We start from the raw sequence: 17,033 nt of genomic DNA, 5'->3' as shown, positions 1-17,033 counted from the left end.
TTTGGAAACGGCGTCTCAGAGCGCGTCGAGCTTACCCAGTTCCTTCGCCGCCAGGTAGTAGAACGTCACCCGGTGCTTGTTGTGGTCGCCGGCCATCGTCTTGCAGACCTTTTCCACCACGGCCTCAGCCTTGGCATCGTCCGTCACGCCGAGCTTCTTGGCGATCCAGCTCTCCTTCACGCGCGCAAGCTCCTTGGGATCGGTGCACGAAACCAGCGACGCATCGCGGCTGTGCAGGGCAATGCCAAGATGCTTCACGATCTTCTCGACCGCCTCGGCGCTGGCGCCGGCATCGTACTTCTTCACGTCTGCAAGATGGTCAGTCATGTAAATTCCCTCGTCGGAAAACAGGACGTTGCTCGATGAGGTCGCCGAGGAGCCACAACTTTTGCGTTTCCCCGCATGTGCCTCACCACCCGCGAGCTTCCTTGCTGGCCACGCCCCTGTCAAGCGCGTTGCAGGAAGTGGATAGCTGCGATTGCGGGCTTTCATTTTGCGCGCCGGCTGCCTATATTGGCTGTGTCAGCTTGCCTGACTATGGCGATAAATGGGCGATGGAATAAGCCGTTCGGACCCGGGGGCGGTACCCGGCGCCTCCACCAAAAACCGCTCTGAGGAGCGGCTTTTGCTGGGGGCGAAATAGGATCGACGAAGGTGTAAAGATCGTACTTTTGCCCGGCATTGTACCACCGTTATCGGGCTAAACTTATAGTTGCCAACGACAACTATGCGGAAGCACGTCTCGCTGCTTAATGCGGTGCGATAGCTTCAAATCAAGCCTTAGGCCGTCGCAGGTCTAAGCGGGGTTCGGGGGTACCTGGCAACAGAAACCTCCACTTCTCTCCCCTTTGCAGTTTTTCTTCCGCCAGCCTTCGTGCGGCGCGTTTTTTTGCGCGCGCTCCGCACCTGCCTGGCGATTTCCCCCTATCGACATTTTGTCCTTTCACGCGAGGTCCCATGACACAGGTCCTGACAGACCGCTATTTCGTGCTGACCGGAGGTCCCGGCTCCGGCAAGACGACGCTCATCGAAGCCCTTGGCGCCGCCGGCCATGCCGTGGCGCCGGAGGCCGGGCGTGGCATCATCCGCCATCAGGTGGCGATTTCCGGCCCGGCCCTGCCCTGGAGGGACCCAGCGCTGTTCGCCGAACTGATGCTGGCTTGGGAGATGCGCTCGCATGAGGCGGCGCGTGACAAAACCGGTCCCGTCTTCTTCGACCGCGGCGTGCCGGACGTGATCGGCTATCTCAGGCTGACCGGTCTGCCCGCGCCGGCTCATGCGGAAGAAGCGGCCAAAAACTTCCACTATAACCGCATGGTTTTCATTCTGCCGCCATGGCCCGAAATCTTCAGCCAGGACGGCGAGCGCCGGCAGGACCTGGCCGAGGCGCAACGCACCTATGAGGCAATGGTCGAGACCTACACGGCCTGCGGCTACCGACTGGTCGAAGTGCCTCGCGCGCCGGTCGAAGAGCGGCTGCGTTTCGTCCTCGAAATGGTTCGGCAGGGCCACGAGAGTTCTGCCGCCCAATGATCCTGAAACGAAAAAGGGCCGGGAAATCCCGGCCCTAATTTCCTCATTCAGTCGAAACGGCGGTCATTCCGCCGGCGCTTCCGCCGCCGTTGCCTGATGGCGGCGTCCGAGCGTCAGTTGTGCCAAGGCGAAGGCGAGCACCGCACAGCCGGCAATGCCTGCCACCATCGGCAGCGAGGTGCCGTTGAAGAACACGCCCACAACCGCCATGGCCACCGCGCCGGTTGCCAGCTGAAGCGTGCCCATGAGTGCCGAAGCCGTGCCGGCGATTTCGCCATGGTCCTCCAGCGCCAGCACCGCGGTCGACGGAATGACGAGGCCGAGGAAGCCGTAGCCAATGAAAAGAAGCGTCGCTAGCACATCGAGCCGGTCGATGCCAAAACTCGTCACCACCAGAAGCAGCACCATGAAGCCCGCATAGCCGCAGACCGCCGTGCGCACCACGCGGCGCAGGCCGAAGCGCTGCGCCAGCATGCCGGTGAGCTGCGACATGCCGATGAAGGCCACCGCGTTGATCGAGAAGAACACGCTGTAGAGCGATGGCGACAGCCCATAATGATCGATCAGGATGAAGGACGAGCTCGACAGATAGACGAAGAAGCTCGAAATCCCGAACGCGCCGATGAAGGTGAGGCCGAGGAAATTGCGGTCGCCCAGAAGGTGCCGGTAGCCTCTCAACGCACTGCCGAGGCTGCTGCCGACGCGCTGTTCGGCGGGCCGCGTTTCCTGCAGCACCATCACCATGACGAGCGCAATCAGCGCGGCCGCCGTCACCACCCAGAACACGGCCCGCCAGCCTGCCGATTCGATGATGAAGCTGCCGGTGAGAGGCGCCAGGATGGGCGAGACGCTGAATACCAGCATCAGCAACGACATCAGCTTTGCAGCCTCCGTGCCCGTATGCAGGTCGCGCACGATGGCGCGCGGCACAACCATGCCGGCGCAGGCGCCGATCCCCTGCACGAAGCGGAAGAACACCAGCCATTCAATGTTGGGCGCCAGCGCTGCGCCGACACCGCCGATGGCGAAGATCACCAGACCGACGAACAATGGCGACTTGCGGCCGACCATGTCCGATATCGGCCCGACGACTACCTGGCCAAGACCGGTGGCGATGAAGAAGACCAGCAGGCTCATCTGCACCGCGCTGGTGCTCGCCTTGAGGTCCGCGCCGATCGCAGGCAGCGCCGGCAGATACATGTCGATGGCAAAGGGGCCGATGGCCGAAAGAAGGCCGAGCAAAAGCGCAAGGCGGAGGAATTTCGGTGTCATGTTGCAGCTTTCGGAATGTGAGGCCGGCAACGCAATCCGGCAGGATCAGGCAATGTCTGCATGCAAAACGCCGTCAGTCCCGCTCCCTCCCCAGGCTGGATTGACGACGAACGTCCAGAAAATTAGACACGCTTGTCTAATTCGTCAACCACACCTATCTTATTTTTTCAAATGAAGGAAAACCCGTTCCCCCATTTCGCTGCCCCGCGCAGCCATTCCGCCAAGCGCACCTCGATCCTCGAGGCGGCCGCGCGCGTGTTCTGTCAGGAGGGGTTCGGAGGCGCCAATATCGACCTGATCGCCGCGGAGGCGGGCGTCTCGCGCCAGACCGTGTACAATCACCATGGCGACAAGGACAATCTGTTCCTCGCCGTGGTGAAGGACATAACGGACCGCATGAATGCGGGCCTCTTCGCGACGCTGGCAACCTTCCCCGACCATCCGAAAGACCTCGAGGCCGAACTCGTCGCCTTCGCCATCCGCCTCAACCAGAACTGCATCTGCAACCGCGACGGAAAATTCCTGCGCAAGCTGATCCAGACCGAGGGCGAGCGCTATCCCGAATTGTTCGCCACCTGGCGCGACGAGGGACCGCTAAAAACCTGGTCGGCGCTGGCCGCCCGCTTCGCCCGGCTGGCGCATACCGGCCTTCTGGAAGTCGAAGACCCCGACCTTGCCGCCCGGCAATTCCTGGCGCTCATCAACGCCGACCTGCAAGTTGCTCTTTTGCTTGGCGAAACCCCGACGGAAGCGGAAATGGAAACCTCGGCGCGCAATGCAGTGCGCACCTTCCTGCGCGCATATCGTCCCCGCGTCGAGGCCGCGAAACCAGCCTCAGCTACGGCCTGACCAAAGCTAACCTTGCGCTAACTTTGCGTTGCTGCAACACGCTCTATCCATGTTGCACTCACGCACTATATGCGGTTTACGATAGAGGCGAGCTTCATTACAGCTACGCAGAAAGTCGACTCACCGGAAACGCATCCGCACATGGCCGAAGACCACATCCGCTACGATATCCTGGCTCAGGAAGCCCTGCGCGGCGTCATGCGCAAGGTGCTGGCCGAAGTCGCGCGCACCGGCCTGCCGGGCAACCATCATTTTTTCATCACTTTCCTGACCGGCGCGCCGGGCGTGCGCATTTCCAGCCGCCTGCGCGAACGCTACCCGGATCAGATGACGATCGTCATCCAGTTCCAGTATTGGGACCTCAAGGTTACCGAAACCGGCTTCGAGGTCGGGCTGTCCTTCTCGGACATTCCCGAGAAGCTGGAAATCCCCTTCTCCGCCGTGCGCGGCTTCTATGACCCGTCGGTCAATTTCGAGCTTGAGTTCGACGTGAAGGCCGACGACGTGATCCAGGACGACGTCGAGGAGGAAGAGCCGGAAGAAGCCGAAGCCCCGGCCAAGATCCAGCCGACCAAGGCCGAAGGCCGCAAGAAGGCCAAGCAGGTCGAACCGGCCGAAGAGGATGCCTCGTCCGCCAAGGGTGCAGACGTCGTTTCGCTCGACGCCTTCCGCAAGAAGTAAAGGCAGGGGGCTTTGGCGGACATCGTCAACCTTCGCCAGCACCGCAAGCAAAAAGCGCGCACCGAGAAGGAGCGCGCGGCCGAACAGAACCGCGCCCTGCATGGCCGCAGCAAGGCGGAAAAAGAACGCGACCGCCTAGCGACCGAGCAGGCGGTTCGCTTCATCGACGGCCACCGTCGCGAAAGTCCCAAGGACAAGACACCGCCCGGAGAAGGCGACAAGTGAGCCTGGTGCAAAAGCGCTCGGTGACCATACGCGGCCACCGCACCAGCTATTCGCTCGAAAAACCCTTCTACGACGACCTCGTCACCATTGCCGCCGAGCGCGGCATGCCGATTTCGGCGCTCGTGGCCGAAATCGACTCGACGCGCCCGCGCGAGGCCAACCTGTCTTCCGCATTGCGGCTTCACGTGCTGGATTGGGCAAAACGCGGTGCGCTGCAGGTCAGCAGCTGACACCGACGACAGGCAGGAGGCAATCATGTACGGATTGATCGGCAGGATGATCGCGCAGCCCGGCAAGCGCGACGAGCTCATCGCCATCATGCAGGGCGGCACCGCCAAGATGCCAGGCTGCATCAGCTATGTGATCGCGCTGGATCCGGCCGACGACGATTCTATCTGGATCACCGAAGTCTGGGACGACGAGGCCAGCCACAAGGGCTCGCTGACACTGCCGCAGGTTCAGGCCACCATCGCCAAGGCGCGGCCCTTGATCGCCGGCTTCGAGAACCGCACCGTCACCACACCTGTGGTGATCACGAGTTGAACCGACGGGATATCATGTCGGCCGATTTGTGGGCGAGAGCAGCATTCAACAACGCGGCGTGGTGCGATGCCGTTTGCGCGGCGCGGCACAAGCCCGGCGCGTTTCTGGACCACATATGGGTCCAGCGCCATGGCTCTCCGCCCTACTATCCCGACGCGGTGACTTTGACTGCCGGTGGAATCCATCAGCAGGAACAATGCATCGTCGATCTCAGCCAGCTCCGGCCAAGCGGCCTTGCAGTGAAGGACAGTTTTTGCGGGCTTGAGCTTGGCAGGTTCGGCTTCCAAGTACTCTTTGAGACCAGTTGGATCGCAGTGCCCATCCCTGCCCGGTCATCGAGTGGCAACGACACTCTGTGGCACCAGGTAAACAGCAGCGAAGACCTGCAGCGTTGGGAAGCCGCCTGGTCAGGCAATGACCAAATCGATGAATCTTCCCGCACGTTTCTCCCCAACCTGCTCGCCAATCCGGACATTCGCTTTCTGCTGGCTCTCGATGAAGGCAATCCAATCGGAGGTGGCATCCTGAACCGCGCCGCAGGCGTTGTGGGCCTTTCCAATGTCTTTTCGTGCGGAATGCCTGCAGAATCCCTTTGGCGCGGGCTGATCGCCCAAGCCGCCAGACAGTTTCCCGGCCTTCCGCTGGTGGGTTATGAGCGCGGCGATGATCTGACGATGGCTTTGCGAGCGGGCTTCGAACCGATCGGGCGGTTGCGCGTCTGGCTCCGCCCGTAACGGGTTCAGGGCCTCTCTATGAACTACAGCTTCGCCACCAGCGCGGCGAGCTGGTCGGTGCACTGGCCCCAGCCCTGATGAAAACCCATCTTTTCGTGCGCATCGCGATCCTCCACCGTCCAGTGGCGGGCGCGCGCGGTGTAGCGGGTCTTGCCGCCGCCCAGATCCTCAAAGGTCAGGATGCCGGTGAAGAACGGCTTTTGCGACGGCTCCCAAGCTGCCGTGTAGGCATCCGTGAAGACTAGCTTTTCGTTCTCGACCACTTCGAGATAGACGCCGCTGTTCGGATATTCATTGCCTTCCGGGTCGCGCATCACGATCACGTTGCCGCCGCCTGGCCTCACGTCGAGTTTTGCAGAGGCAGTGGTCCATGGCAGCGGTGCGAACCACTGGACGAGCAGTTCCGGATCGGTCCATGCGCGGAAGAGCTTTTCACGCGGCGCATCGATGGTGCGGGTCAGAACCAGTTCGCGGTCGGCGGTCGAGGTGGCTTCGGCAGTCATTCGTGTTCTCCAATAGCTGGTCGATTGATGGCCTAAGGACGCGGACGAACTGCTCATTCCGACATTGGCGCCGATGGATTTTTGGGGACGGCGCGCGTGGCCTAGCCGCCATTGTCCAGCGTGCGCAGAAGGTTCTCGATCGAGTCCGGATCGAAGGTCTTTGACCCTGCCGCAGGCGCGTTTGGCCGGGCTGGCGGCGGCAAAGGCACACGCTCGATGATCGGGGCCGGCTCCGCATTCTTCTCGGCTTCTTCCGCCTTTTCCCTTTCGGTCTTGGCCCTGGCAGCCGCCTCGGCTTCGGCGCGTGCCTTGGCTTCCGCTTCGGCCTTCTGCCGGGCTTCTTCGGCCCGCTGTACGGCCGCGGCCTGTTCGGCGGCGCGGCGCGCTTCTGCGGCAGCTTTGGCTTCCGCCTCAGCCTTGGCTTTCGCCTCTGCTTGCGCCTCGGCCTTAGCCCTGGCTTCCTCTTCGGCGCGTGCCTTTGCCTCGGCTTCGGCCTTCAGCCTCGCCTCCTCCTGCTGGCGGCGCAGCTCCTCGGCAGCGCGTTCGCGCTCCTGCTGGAGCACGGTGTAATAGCGCGCCTCGCGGCGCAGGCGCTGCTTTTCGAGCACGGCGGCCTGCATCGCCTCAACGCGCGCCTGCTCGCGCTCCAGCGCGCGCTGGGTGAGGAATTGCGTTAGCGGATCGCTGTCCAGCTTGCGCTCAGGCGCAGACGGCGTGCCTGACAGGCTGAAGCGCAGGCTCGGCTCGGAGCCCACCAGCGCCTCGTCGCCGGGCGCATAGGCGATCTGGCCGTCCGCCGCGATCGTGCCGGCATTGAGGTCGGCGCGGAGATCGGTGGAGAGCTTCACCGCCGGCGTCTCGAAGCTGAACGGCGGCGCGCGCAGCACCCCACCTGCCACTGAAAAGGCGATGTCGGTCTCGTTCGTCTTGAAGCCGCCCGCCGACACGATTTCCGGCGCAAAACCCGCGGTCCGCGCAGCAGTGATGTCGCGGCCCATCTCGTCGGCCTTGGCAATCAGCGCCGGCAGTGCATTCGGATTGACCGCCGGGACGACGAGGTCCTTCAGCGTGGCCGTGCCCGAACCCGACAGCGATGCCACCAGTCCGTCGACCGATTTGCCGTTCGCCGTCAGCGAGGAGGCGATGTCGGCGTGACCGGCAAGCCCGGTCCCGGGCAGCGCCGCCGCAAGATCGGCGCCGTCGAGTTTCATTTGGCCGGAAAACAGGCCGGTGCCGCCGTCGTTCCTGAGCTCGAGCAGCCCGTCCAGCTTGCCGCCGAAGAGCCCGGCGTGGACGTCGGAAAGGCGCAAGCCTTCTTCGTCGAGCTTCAGCGCCATCTTGGCATCGCGGGCAGTTGCCTCGCCGATGGCCGACACCGAGCCCACACTTAGGTCCAGATTGGCGGCAAAGGGCAGCAGCGGCTTCGACTGGAACGGCACCGACGACCATTTCTTGCCGGTCGGCGCAACAGCCTGCGCGCCGAGCACCATGGCGATCGAGGGCTCGAGGTTGAGCTCGTCGAGCGCCAACGCGCCCGTCAGCTGCGGCACGCCATTCTTCACCTGGACATTGATCGCGCCCGACACCGAGCCTTCGTTGACGGCGCCGTCGAGATTATCCAGCACCAGCAGGCCGTCTGCGTAATCCGCATCGGCGGTAAGCGCGGCTTGCATCCCCATGCCCATTCCGGGCAGGCCGAAACCCGTGGTGATCAGCCAGGGCTCGATATCCTCGGCTTCAAGGGTGGCTTTTCCCTTGGCCCGCATGCGCTCGTCGCCAAAACTCGTCGTGCCATCGAACTTGGCCGAAAACCCTTCGCCGCTCAGGCTGAATGCGGTTTCAAGCCCATCCGCCAGCGTGCCTTTCGCATTGAGCGAAAGTTCGCCTGCGCCGGTCAATCCCAGCGGCAGCGTCGGCAGACCTGTCAGCGCCAGAAGCGCGGTGGCATCGCTGTTTTTCGCCGAGAACGAAAGGGACAGCGGCGCTTCGGTGAGCGTATCCAGATGACCCTTTCCGTCCAGAGACGCCGAGATCGCCGAGCCGCCGGCAGTGCCCTGCAGGCTTATCGTCATGCCCGTGCTGCCATCGTCATTGGCGGCGGCGTTGGCGGCGAAATCGATGCGCGCGTCCTCGAACAGCCCTTGATGCGCACCGGCTCGGACGTCGAGTTCGCCAAGCAGCGAATTGTCGGGATAGTGTTCGGCCGCGAGCCGGATCAGCGGCGCAAGATCGACGGCAACAATCGAGGCATCCAGCTTGCCGGTCGGGCTTTTGGGAAAATCCTTGATCCGACCGGTTGTACTTAGCGAGGCACCGGCCAGTCCCTCGACCGACAGCCGGTCGATCTCCAGAAGACCGTTGCGCAAGCGAAGCTCCGTGTCGACCTTGTCCGCGGTCAGCCCGCCGGCAGACACCGGTCCTGCCTTGATGTCGAAATCGAGGTCGCGGTCAGCGAAGCGATTGGCGCCCTTGTCGCTGACGAAGAGCGAGGCAAAAGCCGAAAGCCCATCCACATCCAGCGCATCGCCTTCGAGCTTGAGCGCTACCGAAGGCCGCATGTCGGACGGCTGCCGGCTGTCGATATTGCCGCGAAACTTTGCCTTGCCGAGCACCAGTTCGAGATCATCGAAGCTCTGGCGCTGCTCGGTCATGTCGACCTTCGCCTTGAAGCCGGCGGCCGGCAGGCGGCGAATGGCCTCGTCGACGTCGGACGCAACCCAGGCGGCAAAGCCGGACGGCTGACTGACCGCGAGCAGCAGGGAACCCTTGAAGCCGAAATCCCGTCCCGTGCGCAGGAAACCGTCGGCCTCCAGCGTCGCGCGGCCAGGCAGCATCGCGGCCAGCGACTTCACTGTCCAGCCGCCATCGGCGGGTTCGGCGGAAAGCCGCACGTCGCGCACCGTGGTGTCGCCGGCCACGATGGCCGGCAGGTTCACCTCCACGCTGCCGGGGATCGTCGGCTTGGGCAAATCCGCAAGTGTCTTTTCGAGCGCCGAAATGCGCTCGGCCAGCGTCAGCCCTGCCCCCGCCTCGCTGCCGGCGACGGCCTCGTCGAAGCGCACCTGCGCACCCTTGGCCTCGATAGAAAAGCGCGGCTGGGCGCCGAGATCGACCAGGGCTGTGCCGTCGGCGGTATAGGGGTTGTCGAGAGGTCCGGTCTCGAAACGGAAACTGTCGATACTGAGCTTCTTGTGGTCGAGCGCGAAGTTGCCGTTCAGCCTGAAGCCCGGCTCGGGCGTCAGGCCGGGCGCCTTCACCAGCTCGCCATTGCTGCCGCGCAGCTTGTCGGGCGTGCGCTCCCGGCCGGCGATCCGGAACTGACCAGAATAGAGCGCTGCGCCTTTTTCGATGCGGGCATTGCCGTCGGCCTCGATACCGACCGGATAGAGCTCGGGATCGGCCTTCACCTTGATGCGCAGCTGGCCATTCTCGTCCAGCGAGCCGGTCGTGGCGGAAATTGCCGTGCGCATGCCGTCGACCAGCATCGAGCCATTGGCGCGCCAAGGTCCGGCCAGCGATTTTGCCGAGATTTCCGTGTTGATATCCGAGAGGCGGTGCTCGCGCCCGCTGGCGGCGTGGCGGATGGTGACCTGTCCGTCGCTGACGGTCAGCTTTTCAAGCGCGATGCGCTTGGGATCGACGGGCGAGGACGGCCGCATCGCCCAATCCACCGTGCCGTCGCCGGCAATGTCGATCACGGCCTTGGGCCGCACCAGCCGCATGTCGAAGATCAGCAGTTCGCCCCTCATGAAGGGCGCAAGCTCTGCATCCATCGAGAATTTTTCGACTGTCATGGCCGGCGCGCCACCGGCCGAGGCACCGACGGAAACGTCGGAAAACGTGACGGACGGGAAAGGCAGAAGGCGCGCTGTAGCCGCACCCTGAACGGTGACCTTGCGGCCGAGAATGACGCTGGCCTCGCGCTCAAAATCGGCGCGGTAGGGCGTCCAGTCGATGAAATAGGGAGCCACCAGCGCAGCGGTGAGCGCCAGCACGATCAATCCGCCCACAAAAACAAAAATTCGGGCCAGCATGGCACTCCGGCAAATCGCGCTCAATCAAGCCTGCACTCTACCCTGATGAGCGTGTCGATAAAGAGGCATCTTGGCCGGGGGCGCAAATGTCCCCCGGCCAGAGTTCGTCACGGCCTGTGCATGCGGACGATGGCCAGCGGACGGCCCTCGTCATCCCGCGCGTGCCGGGCGGTCTCTGCGAACCCGATGCGGCGGTAGAACACGCATGCATCGCGATTGTCCGCATAGACCTCAACGTCGAGCGCACCCTTCAGTTGCGCCGCGTGAAGCACCAGGCTTTTGCCGATGCCGCAGCCATGGAAAGCCGGATCGATGAAAAGCCCACCGATGAAGCTATCGAGCAATCCGATAAAGCCGGCTGGCTGCCCCTCTACGACAGCCACCCAGTTCTCGGCTTGCGGCAGGTAGGTGTCCCGGACGAGCTGCATCTGGGCCGAAAGATCGGCCTCGCCGAGGAAAGGATGGCCGACTTGCGACGCGGTTAGCCAGATTTCGAGCAGTCGGTCCCGGTCGCTCGCACCCGCATAGGCTCGAATGCCCAGATTGGACATGAATGTCATGGAATTGGTCCTTGATGTCATGAACAGAGATTGGCGCACATGCGCCAGCACGCGGCGTTTCCGCCGCTAATCCGCCCTCAGGCGAATTCACCCAAAATGAGTTCTCTGCGCATAACCATCCTTGTGGACCGCGCGTCTTGTGTCGCGCTCCCGGACGAAAGTCAATCGCACGGGAGCGGTCCTAACCTGCAGGCAATGCAGTCGCCTGTCGCTCAGAGAGCGTGATGTCCGCGTGAGTCGCGCTTGGCCTGCGCCACCTGGCCGGCCTTGCGCTGACGCCCCAGTTCCATCGGGCGGATCAGGTTCTTGGGCTTCCGGCTTTCGACCGCGCGCATGCCGCTATGCGCATGGCGGGTGTTGAAGTCCGCCCCACGTGCCTGCGCCTTCTGCTTCATCGCCAGCGCCCGGCGGGCGCTTTCGATCTGCTCCATGCTCGCGGCAAGCTGCTGCCGACGCTCGACCTCGGCATTGAGACGGCGCATCGCCATTGCCAGAACGGCAAGCTTGGTGCGGGAGCCCGCGTCGCCTGTCACGGGCTTGGTGCCCTTCGGCACGCCCTTGCCGCGGATTTCGCGACGGCGACGAAACACATCGGTCTGCGCCTTGTCGCGCCTGTCGCGCACCAGCTTCACCAGTTCGTGCAGCTCTGCGTCGGAAAGCTCCTGCACGGCCGGGTGGTGGGATTTTTCCACCAACTCGCGCTCGTCCGCATTGAGCGCCCTCGCCTCTTCCTTGCGTGAAATCGCCATCTTGCCTGCTCCTCTCCATTGCGCCCGCGGCGCGTTGCAGAATTCGGGGCTGAGCAAGAAAATGTTTGGCGCGATGCCGGATGGGTCAAGGGGTAAGGGGCACGAAGCTTGCGGCGCCGGGACCCCTTGAACGATTAGAGCGGCAAGATCTTCCCAGGATTGAGGATGTTCTGCGGATCGAGTGCTGCCTTGATCGAGCGCATCACATCCACCGCTCCACCCAGTTCGTGGCGCAGGAAGCCCATCTTGCCCTGGCCGACGCCATGCTCGCCGGTGCAGGTGCCGCCCATGGCGATGGCGCGCATGTTGAGCCGCCCGACGAACTCCTCGGCCAGCGCGATCTCCTTGGGGTCGTTCATGTCCATCAGCACCAGCGTATGGAAATTGCCATCGCCGACATGACCGACGATGGGCGCGATCAGTCCCATCCGGGCAATATCCTCCTCGGTCTCGGCGATGCACTCGGCAAGCCGCGAGATCGGCACGCAGACGTCGGTCGACAGCCCCTTGGCGCCGGGCCGCAGCGTCAGCGACGCCCAATAGGCCTCGTGCCGCGCCTTCCAGAGTTTTGTGCGTTCCTCGGCCACGCCGGTCCACAGGAACGGCCCGCCGCCATACTCGGCCGCGATCTCGCCAAAGCTTTCGGCCTGCTCGGCAACGCCCGCCTCGGTGCCGTGGAACTCCACGAACAGGCACGGGCTTTCGGGGTAGTCGAGATGCGAATGCAGCTTCAGCGCCCGCATCTGCAGCGCGTTGACCAGTTCGATGCGCGCGACCGGGATGCCCATCTGGATGGTCGAGATGACCGCATTACAGGCAGCATCGACCGACGGGAACGGACATACGCCGCCCGAGATCGCCTGCGGAATGCCGTAGAGTTTCAGAGTCAGAGAGGTGATGATGCCAAGCGTGCCCTCCGAGCCAACCAGAAGCCGCGTCAGGTCATAGCCGGCCGAGCTTTTTTTGGCGCGGCTGGCCGTGGTGATCGCGCTGCCGTCGGCCATGACAGCCGTCAGCGCCATCACATTCTCGCGCATGGTGCCATAGCGCACCGCATTGGTGCCGGAAGCGCGCGTCGAGGCCATGCCGCCAAGGCTGGCATTCGCGCCCGGATCGATCGGAAAGAACAGGCCGGTGTCGCGCAGATGCGTGTTGAGCGCCTCGCGCGTCACGCCCGGCTCGACCACGCAGTCGAGATCCTCAGCGTGGACGGCGAGGATGCGATTCATGCGAGAGGTATCGAGCGAAATGCCGCCGCCGGGCGCATTCACATGGCCCTCGAGCGAGGTGCCGGTGCCGAAGGCGATAACCGGCACGCGGTGTGCCGCGCAGGCCCGCACGATCTCCTGCACCTCCTCGGTGGTTTCGGGAAACACCACCCCGTCCGGCGCCTGAGTCGGAATATAGGTCGTGGTGTGCGCATGCTGCTCACGCATGGACGCTCCGGTCTGAAAGCGCTCGCCAAAACGCTGCTTGAGGATGCCAAGAACCGCGGCAATGCCTTCCTCGTTGCGTTCAACCGCCGGGACGTCGCTAAGAGCCATTATTTCCTCCGCTATTGGACCATGAGGGTCCACGAGAAGTGTCTAAGGATGGGAGCCCTTTGCAAACGCCCAAACGAGGAAACTGTCAATGACCATCCCCGCCCCCTTCGTCTCCCGCGTCGTGGAGGTGGAGAAAGACTGGATCGACTATAACGGCCATCTCAACATGGCCTATTACAACATTATCTTCGATCGTGGCTCCGATGGTGCCCTCGATCTGCTGGGCGTCGGGGCGGACTATGCACGCGATCGCAATCTGACGATCTACACGGCGGAAGTGCACATCTGCTACGTGCGCGAACTGCATCTGGGCGACCAGCTCGAGGTCAGCTTTCAACTCATCGACCATGACGAGAAGCGACTGCACGTCTATCAGGAAATCCGCCATGTCGACGGCTGGCTGGCCGCCACTTCCGAGACGCTGTCGCTGCACATCGACATGTCGGGCCCGAAGGTCGCCTCCTTCCCCGAGGACATCCAGGCCAAGGTGCGCGCCATGGCCGCCGCCCATGCTGCCCTGCCGCAGCCTGAGCGCGCCGGCCGCTCCATCGGCATCAAGCGCAAGAACGTCTGACAGGCAAAAGCCACCGCGATACCGCGTCGCCTTTTAGGCGGCGCATGCACCGGCTGGTGTCGTTGGGACGCCAGCCGCGAGATCCCGTTTGCGCAGGGGATCACGCCGGAAATCGGCGCCAATCGTTAAAACTTTAACGGTCAGCTAAACGTTAACCTTAAGGGTTTTTGCACAGTTTGAGCGATGGGGGCGGATTGATCCCACCGGCTGGGTGGGCACAATCGCATTAGATTCGACTCAAATACCGGAACGGTGGCGGGGGTCCCGTTCGGAGGATTGGCATGAAGATTGACGTTGTTCAGATGTCCAGCCGCCTGGCATCCGACCGCACGATAAGTGATTACGACTTCTGGCGCGCCCTGAAGACAATAAACAACGAACTATACCGCCTGGAACGCCATAGCATTCCCATTCCGATGAAGATGATCTACGCACGCGCCATCATCAAGTCGGCAAGAAGCTTGCGGCACCCGGATTTATACTCAGCATGACTTTCATGCGCACGGGGCCGAGCCGCCTCGTGCGCTGCCTCGGCAGGCCCGAAATGATCCGCCGAAGCATGATCCGGCAGTGGGAATCACACTCTCTCCAGCTGGCTCGCATTAACCAAGCAATGCCCTCATCCGTTAACAGGCTCGGCGCACCTCAGCCCCCGAGGTTTTGCTTGAGAAAGGCGATGGTGCGGCCCCAGGCCAGGTCGGCGGCCACCTTGTCATAGCGCGCGGCGGAGGTGTCGTTGTTGAAGGCGTGCTGCGCGCCTTCATAGACGTAGATGGTAAAGCTCTTGCCGCCCGCCTTCAGCGCGGCCTTGTAGGCGTCGATACCCGCGTCGATGCGCTCGTCCTTGCCGGCGTAATGCAGCAGGAGCGGCGCTTTGATCTTAGCCACATCCTCGCTCTTCGGCTGCCGCCCGTAGTAAGCGACCGCGGCATCGAGGTCGGGCGCGTTCACCGCCAGATCGTTGACCACCCCGCCACCCCAGCAGAAGCCGACCACGCCGACCTTGCCGTTGCCGCCGTCGATCTTCTTCAGATAGGCCACCGTCGCCAGCCCGTCGGCAATGGTCTGTTCGGACGATAACTGGGTGAACATTTCGCGCGCCTTGTCCTCGTCGTCGGGGGTGCCGCCGAGTGGCGACAGAAAGTCGGGTGCCAGGACGATGAACCCCTCAAGCGCGATGCGTCGCGCCACGTCGCGGATATGCGCGTTGAGGCCGCGGTTCTCGTGAACGACGATGACCGTTCCGAGTTTGCCGCCCGCTTCGGCCGGGCGCACCAGATACCCCTTCATCTCGCCCTTCGAGCCTGGAAAAGTGATGTTCTCGCCCTTCACCCGTGGGTCATCCTCGGCCACGATCGCGGCCTGTGCGGAGTTGGCCGCCAGAAGCGGCGCGACGGCAGCTGCCGCTGCGCCCGAACCGGCCAGCTTGGACAACTTCTCCATGAAAGCGCGGCGGTCGAGCGTCAGATGCGTGTATTCGTCATAGGCGTCGATCATCGCCTGGGTGATGGGCGGCCTGTTCATCGTCGTCCTCCTTCCTCTCTCCCCCCAAGGACAAGATAAGGGCGTGGCCGGAAGGGTCTAGTACACCTTCGGTGGAAGCGGACCGCGGCACGTCTGCACGCAGGAGATGCACCTGCTCGGGGCATCAAATTTTCGTCAAGGCCTGTTCGCCGACCCACGGCGCCACAAGTCAGGAACAACCTTTAGACGCAGGCTTCGCCTTGCCAACGAAGGAGGATCCCATGACCTTCAAGACCTTGATATCAGCGAGCGCGCTGTCGCTCGGTGCAGCATTCCTGGCCTTCCCCTCCCACGGCCTTGCCGCCAACACGAGCGCCGCGCAGTCAGTCACCAAGGCGTGCAGCGCGAAATATGAGGCCGCCAAGAAGGCCAACAGCTTGCATGGCCAGACCTGGCCGCAATTCCTTCACAGCTGCAGCACGGCCATGAAAGGCACCAACACACCGCCGGCCAAGGCACCGCCGGCGAACAAGTCGCCTTCATCTGTCCCGGCACCTGCAACGCAGCAGCCGACCGAGAAGCAGGCCATGGCGCGGTTCCAGTATGCAGCCGAAACCAACACGGCCACCCCCGGCGGCGCAGCGATGAAGCCGCGTGAAATGGGCTTCCGGCAGCGTGTGCACGAATGCAAGGCCGAGTGGAAGGCCGACAAGGCCGCCGGCAAGATCCAGCCCGGTCAAGGCTGGCGGGATTATTGGAAGGCCTGCGACGTGCGCCTGAAGACCCAGAAGACGCAATGAGCGCATGCCCATGAACGCACAGGACATCATCGCGACGGTTTCGGCCAAAACGGGCCTCGATCCGGCCAAGACGGAGATGGCCGTTGGCACCATTCTATCCGTGCTCGAATATGAGGCGGGTGACAGCCGGATCGCAGGGCTGTTCAACAGCGTGCCTGGGGCAGAAGATCTCGCCCACAGCCACGACGTGATGGCCCAGGGCGCCAATGGCGGCGGCCTTCTCGGCTCGATCAGTTCCGCACTCGGCGGGCTGCTGGGGGAGAAGGCCAGCGCGCTGGTCAACGGCATCGCCCAGCTTCGCGCCAGCGGCCTCGAGCCCGAGCAGATCAAGCAGGCCGCAGAGACCCTGCTTGAGCAGGCGAAAGTCGCCGCCGGCCCGGATGCCATCAAGGACATTGTCGACGCAGTGCCCGGGTTGAAGAGCCAGCTTGGATTGAGCCAGTAGTACGCACGCCCCCGGTCGTGTGGATCAAGAATCGTCCGCACCCCTCCCTGCGGGGGCCGGGCTATGCGTGCGCTATGAGCGTCCGCAAGCTGAAGCCGGCCAGCACCAAGGCGGCGATGGCATGCCACAGCACGCGCGGATCCCGGACATTGCCGATCGCCGATCCGAAGGCCAACGCCACTCCCACCCAGCACAGGCTGGAAACCAGGCATATCCAGGCGAGCGCTTGGTCGTCTGGCCGACGGCTGCGCAGGATATTGAGCACGGCGATAAGCCCGGCCGCCAGAGAACCCGCGAGCGACCATACGAACACCTCCGAGCCCACCGCGTATCCGACGAAGGTGCCGTAGCCGTGGAGGATCGCACCAATCAGCAGCAGTACCCCGAAGATCGTGTCGATCGTCCGCACCGAATGCCCCTAGCAAAACCGATCTTGCGACTGTATCGCTGAAGCTAACCCTTCGGCAATCAAGGGCGACTCCGCCTTAGGTGGCCGACAAGACGCCCAACCATGGGCACAAAA

20 protein-coding genes and 1 other RNA gene are annotated in these 17,033 nt (G+C 63.3%); 12 read left to right on the top strand and 9 right to left on the bottom strand.

Annotation, left to right across the window (positions count from 1 at the left end; all coding sequences use genetic code 11):
- Positions 1-15 precede the first annotated feature (15 nt).
- Positions 16-327, bottom strand: coding sequence for a DUF2853 family protein (locus tag C7I85_RS00835; protein WP_106722064.1), 312 nt, complete (start codon positions 325-327; stop codon positions 16-18).
- Positions 328-482: 155 nt separating this feature from the next.
- On the opposite strand from C7I85_RS00835, the gene ssrA reads away from it, so the two are divergent.
- Both ssrA and C7I85_RS00825 read left to right on the top strand, forming a co-directional pair.
- Positions 483-838, top strand: a transfer-messenger RNA (tmRNA) gene (gene ssrA / locus C7I85_RS00830).
- A 119-nt stretch (positions 839-957) separates the two neighbouring features.
- Positions 958-1,533, top strand: a complete 576-nt coding sequence (locus tag C7I85_RS00825) for an AAA family ATPase (protein ID WP_106722063.1) — start codon at positions 958-960, stop codon at positions 1,531-1,533.
- Between the two features lie 63 nt (positions 1,534-1,596).
- Here C7I85_RS00825 and C7I85_RS00820 read toward each other — a convergent pair whose 3' ends face one another.
- Positions 1,597-2,805: a multidrug effflux MFS transporter gene (locus C7I85_RS00820; protein ID WP_106722062.1), complete on the bottom strand. Its 1,209-nt coding sequence runs from the start codon at positions 2,803-2,805 to the stop codon at positions 1,597-1,599.
- Between the two features lie 171 nt (positions 2,806-2,976).
- Here C7I85_RS00820 and C7I85_RS00815 point away from each other — a divergent pair, with 171 nt between their 5' ends.
- The 6 genes from C7I85_RS00815 to C7I85_RS00790 all read left to right on the top strand — a co-directional run bounded on the left by C7I85_RS00815 (position 2,977) and on the right by C7I85_RS00790 (position 5,837).
- A complete protein-coding gene (locus C7I85_RS00815) occupies positions 2,977-3,654 on the top strand; it encodes a TetR/AcrR family transcriptional regulator (protein WP_106722061.1) in 678 nt (225 codons plus the stop codon).
- Positions 3,655-3,795: 141 nt separating this feature from the next.
- Entirely contained in the window at positions 3,796-4,335 is a 540-nt protein-coding gene (locus C7I85_RS00810; RefSeq protein ID WP_106722060.1) for an SspB family protein, read from the top strand.
- Positions 4,336-4,347: 12 nt separating this feature from the next.
- The gene (locus C7I85_RS00805) at positions 4,348-4,560 is read left to right on the top strand and encodes a DUF4169 family protein (RefSeq protein ID WP_106722059.1); all 213 of its coding nucleotides are present in this window, start codon (positions 4,348-4,350) and stop codon (positions 4,558-4,560) included.
- Positions 4,557-4,790: a ribbon-helix-helix domain-containing protein gene (locus tag C7I85_RS00800; RefSeq protein WP_106722058.1), complete on the top strand. Its 234-nt coding sequence runs from the start codon at positions 4,557-4,559 to the stop codon at positions 4,788-4,790. Before C7I85_RS00805 ends, C7I85_RS00800 begins: the two co-directional genes overlap by 4 nt.
- A 25-nt stretch (positions 4,791-4,815) precedes the next feature.
- Complete coding sequence (locus C7I85_RS00795) at positions 4,816-5,103, top strand: putative quinol monooxygenase (RefSeq protein WP_106722057.1); 288 nt, start codon at positions 4,816-4,818, stop codon at positions 5,101-5,103.
- 14 nt (positions 5,104-5,117) lie between these two features.
- Positions 5,118-5,837, top strand: a complete 720-nt coding sequence (locus tag C7I85_RS00790; RefSeq protein WP_106722056.1) for a hypothetical protein — start codon at positions 5,118-5,120, stop codon at positions 5,835-5,837.
- A 23-nt stretch (positions 5,838-5,860) separates the two neighbouring features.
- Here C7I85_RS00790 and C7I85_RS00785 read toward each other — a convergent pair whose 3' ends face one another.
- The 5 genes from C7I85_RS00785 to C7I85_RS00765 form a co-directional block, all read right to left on the bottom strand.
- On the bottom strand, positions 5,861-6,340 hold the full coding sequence (locus tag C7I85_RS00785; RefSeq protein WP_106722055.1) for an SRPBCC family protein: 480 nt from the start codon (positions 6,338-6,340) through the stop codon (positions 5,861-5,863).
- Positions 6,341-6,441: 101 nt separating this feature from the next.
- On the bottom strand, positions 6,442-10,374 hold the full coding sequence (locus C7I85_RS00780) for an AsmA-like C-terminal region-containing protein (protein WP_106722054.1): 3,933 nt from the start codon (positions 10,372-10,374) through the stop codon (positions 6,442-6,444).
- 107 nt (positions 10,375-10,481) lie between these two features.
- The gene (locus C7I85_RS00775) at positions 10,482-10,934 is read right to left on the bottom strand and encodes a GNAT family N-acetyltransferase (protein ID WP_428832796.1); all 453 of its coding nucleotides are present in this window, start codon (positions 10,932-10,934) and stop codon (positions 10,482-10,484) included.
- Positions 10,935-11,146: 212 nt separating this feature from the next.
- Positions 11,147-11,683: a hypothetical protein gene (locus C7I85_RS00770; RefSeq protein ID WP_106722053.1), complete on the bottom strand. Its 537-nt coding sequence runs from the start codon at positions 11,681-11,683 to the stop codon at positions 11,147-11,149.
- Between the two features lie 134 nt (positions 11,684-11,817).
- Positions 11,818-13,227, bottom strand: coding sequence for an FAD-binding oxidoreductase (locus tag C7I85_RS00765; protein ID WP_106722052.1), 1,410 nt, complete (start codon positions 13,225-13,227; stop codon positions 11,818-11,820).
- Between the two features lie 88 nt (positions 13,228-13,315).
- Between C7I85_RS00765 and C7I85_RS00760 the strand changes: the two genes are divergently transcribed.
- Positions 13,316-13,801 (top strand): thioesterase family protein, encoded by a 486-nt coding sequence (locus C7I85_RS00760; protein ID WP_106722051.1) that lies wholly within the window; start codon positions 13,316-13,318, stop codon positions 13,799-13,801.
- A gap of 281 nt (positions 13,802-14,082) precedes the next feature.
- Positions 14,083-14,292 (top strand): hypothetical protein, encoded by a 210-nt coding sequence (locus C7I85_RS00755; RefSeq protein WP_106722050.1) that lies wholly within the window; start codon positions 14,083-14,085, stop codon positions 14,290-14,292.
- 154 nt (positions 14,293-14,446) lie between these two features.
- On the opposite strand, the gene C7I85_RS00750 is transcribed toward C7I85_RS00755, so the two are convergent.
- A complete protein-coding gene (locus C7I85_RS00750) occupies positions 14,447-15,325 on the bottom strand; it encodes a dienelactone hydrolase family protein (RefSeq protein WP_106722049.1) in 879 nt (292 codons plus the stop codon).
- A gap of 221 nt (positions 15,326-15,546) precedes the next feature.
- Here C7I85_RS00750 and C7I85_RS00745 point away from each other — a divergent pair, with 221 nt between their 5' ends.
- Together C7I85_RS00745 and C7I85_RS00740 are read left to right on the top strand one after the other, a co-directional pair.
- Complete coding sequence (locus tag C7I85_RS00745) at positions 15,547-16,065, top strand: hypothetical protein (protein WP_106722048.1); 519 nt, start codon at positions 15,547-15,549, stop codon at positions 16,063-16,065.
- A gap of 10 nt (positions 16,066-16,075) precedes the next feature.
- A complete protein-coding gene (locus C7I85_RS00740) occupies positions 16,076-16,510 on the top strand; it encodes a hypothetical protein (RefSeq protein ID WP_106722047.1) in 435 nt (144 codons plus the stop codon).
- A gap of 61 nt (positions 16,511-16,571) precedes the next feature.
- Here the strand turns inward: C7I85_RS00740 and C7I85_RS00735 are convergent, their stop codons facing one another.
- Complete coding sequence (locus C7I85_RS00735; protein WP_106722046.1) at positions 16,572-16,919, bottom strand: hypothetical protein; 348 nt, start codon at positions 16,917-16,919, stop codon at positions 16,572-16,574.
- Positions 16,920-17,033 lie beyond the last annotated feature (114 nt).

The organism is Pseudaminobacter soli (ex Li et al. 2025) (genome assembly GCF_003012705.1).
GTDB lineage: Bacteria > Pseudomonadota > Alphaproteobacteria > Rhizobiales > Rhizobiaceae > Pseudaminobacter > Pseudaminobacter soli.
This window is presented reverse-complemented; position numbering and strand designations above follow the sequence as displayed.

Bases quoted from the DNA above. Each gene is read 5' to 3' on its own strand.
- C7I85_RS00780 (WP_106722054.1), bottom strand. From the start codon at position 10,374: ATGCTGGCCCGAATTTTTGTTTTTGTGGGCGGATTGATCGTGCTGGCG.
- C7I85_RS00760 (WP_106722051.1), top strand. From the start codon at position 13,316: ATGACCATCCCCGCCCCCTTCGTCTCCCGCGTCGTGGAGGTGGAGAAA.
- C7I85_RS00765 (WP_106722052.1), bottom strand. From the start codon at position 13,227: ATGGCTCTTAGCGACGTCCCGGCGGTTGAACGCAACGAGGAAGGCATT.
- C7I85_RS00745 (WP_106722048.1), top strand. From the start codon at position 15,547: ATGACCTTCAAGACCTTGATATCAGCGAGCGCGCTGTCGCTCGGTGCA.
- C7I85_RS00775 (WP_428832796.1), bottom strand. From the start codon at position 10,934: ATGACATTCATGTCCAATCTGGGCATTCGAGCCTATGCGGGTGCGAGC.
- C7I85_RS00820 (WP_106722062.1), bottom strand. From the start codon at position 2,805: ATGACACCGAAATTCCTCCGCCTTGCGCTTTTGCTCGGCCTTCTTTCG.
- C7I85_RS00740 (WP_106722047.1), top strand. From the start codon at position 16,076: ATGAACGCACAGGACATCATCGCGACGGTTTCGGCCAAAACGGGCCTC.
- C7I85_RS00810 (WP_106722060.1), top strand. From the start codon at position 3,796: ATGGCCGAAGACCACATCCGCTACGATATCCTGGCTCAGGAAGCCCTG.
- C7I85_RS00770 (WP_106722053.1), bottom strand. From the start codon at position 11,683: ATGGCGATTTCACGCAAGGAAGAGGCGAGGGCGCTCAATGCGGACGAG.
- C7I85_RS00790 (WP_106722056.1), top strand. From the start codon at position 5,118: ATGTCGGCCGATTTGTGGGCGAGAGCAGCATTCAACAACGCGGCGTGG.
- C7I85_RS00825 (WP_106722063.1), top strand. From the start codon at position 958: ATGACACAGGTCCTGACAGACCGCTATTTCGTGCTGACCGGAGGTCCC.
- C7I85_RS00785 (WP_106722055.1), bottom strand. From the start codon at position 6,340: ATGACTGCCGAAGCCACCTCGACCGCCGACCGCGAACTGGTTCTGACC.
- C7I85_RS00750 (WP_106722049.1), bottom strand. From the start codon at position 15,325: ATGAACAGGCCGCCCATCACCCAGGCGATGATCGACGCCTATGACGAA.
- C7I85_RS00755 (WP_106722050.1), top strand. From the start codon at position 14,083: ATGAAGATTGACGTTGTTCAGATGTCCAGCCGCCTGGCATCCGACCGC.
- C7I85_RS00795 (WP_106722057.1), top strand. From the start codon at position 4,816: ATGTACGGATTGATCGGCAGGATGATCGCGCAGCCCGGCAAGCGCGAC.
- C7I85_RS00835 (WP_106722064.1), bottom strand. From the start codon at position 327: ATGACTGACCATCTTGCAGACGTGAAGAAGTACGATGCCGGCGCCAGC.
- C7I85_RS00815 (WP_106722061.1), top strand. From the start codon at position 2,977: ATGAAGGAAAACCCGTTCCCCCATTTCGCTGCCCCGCGCAGCCATTCC.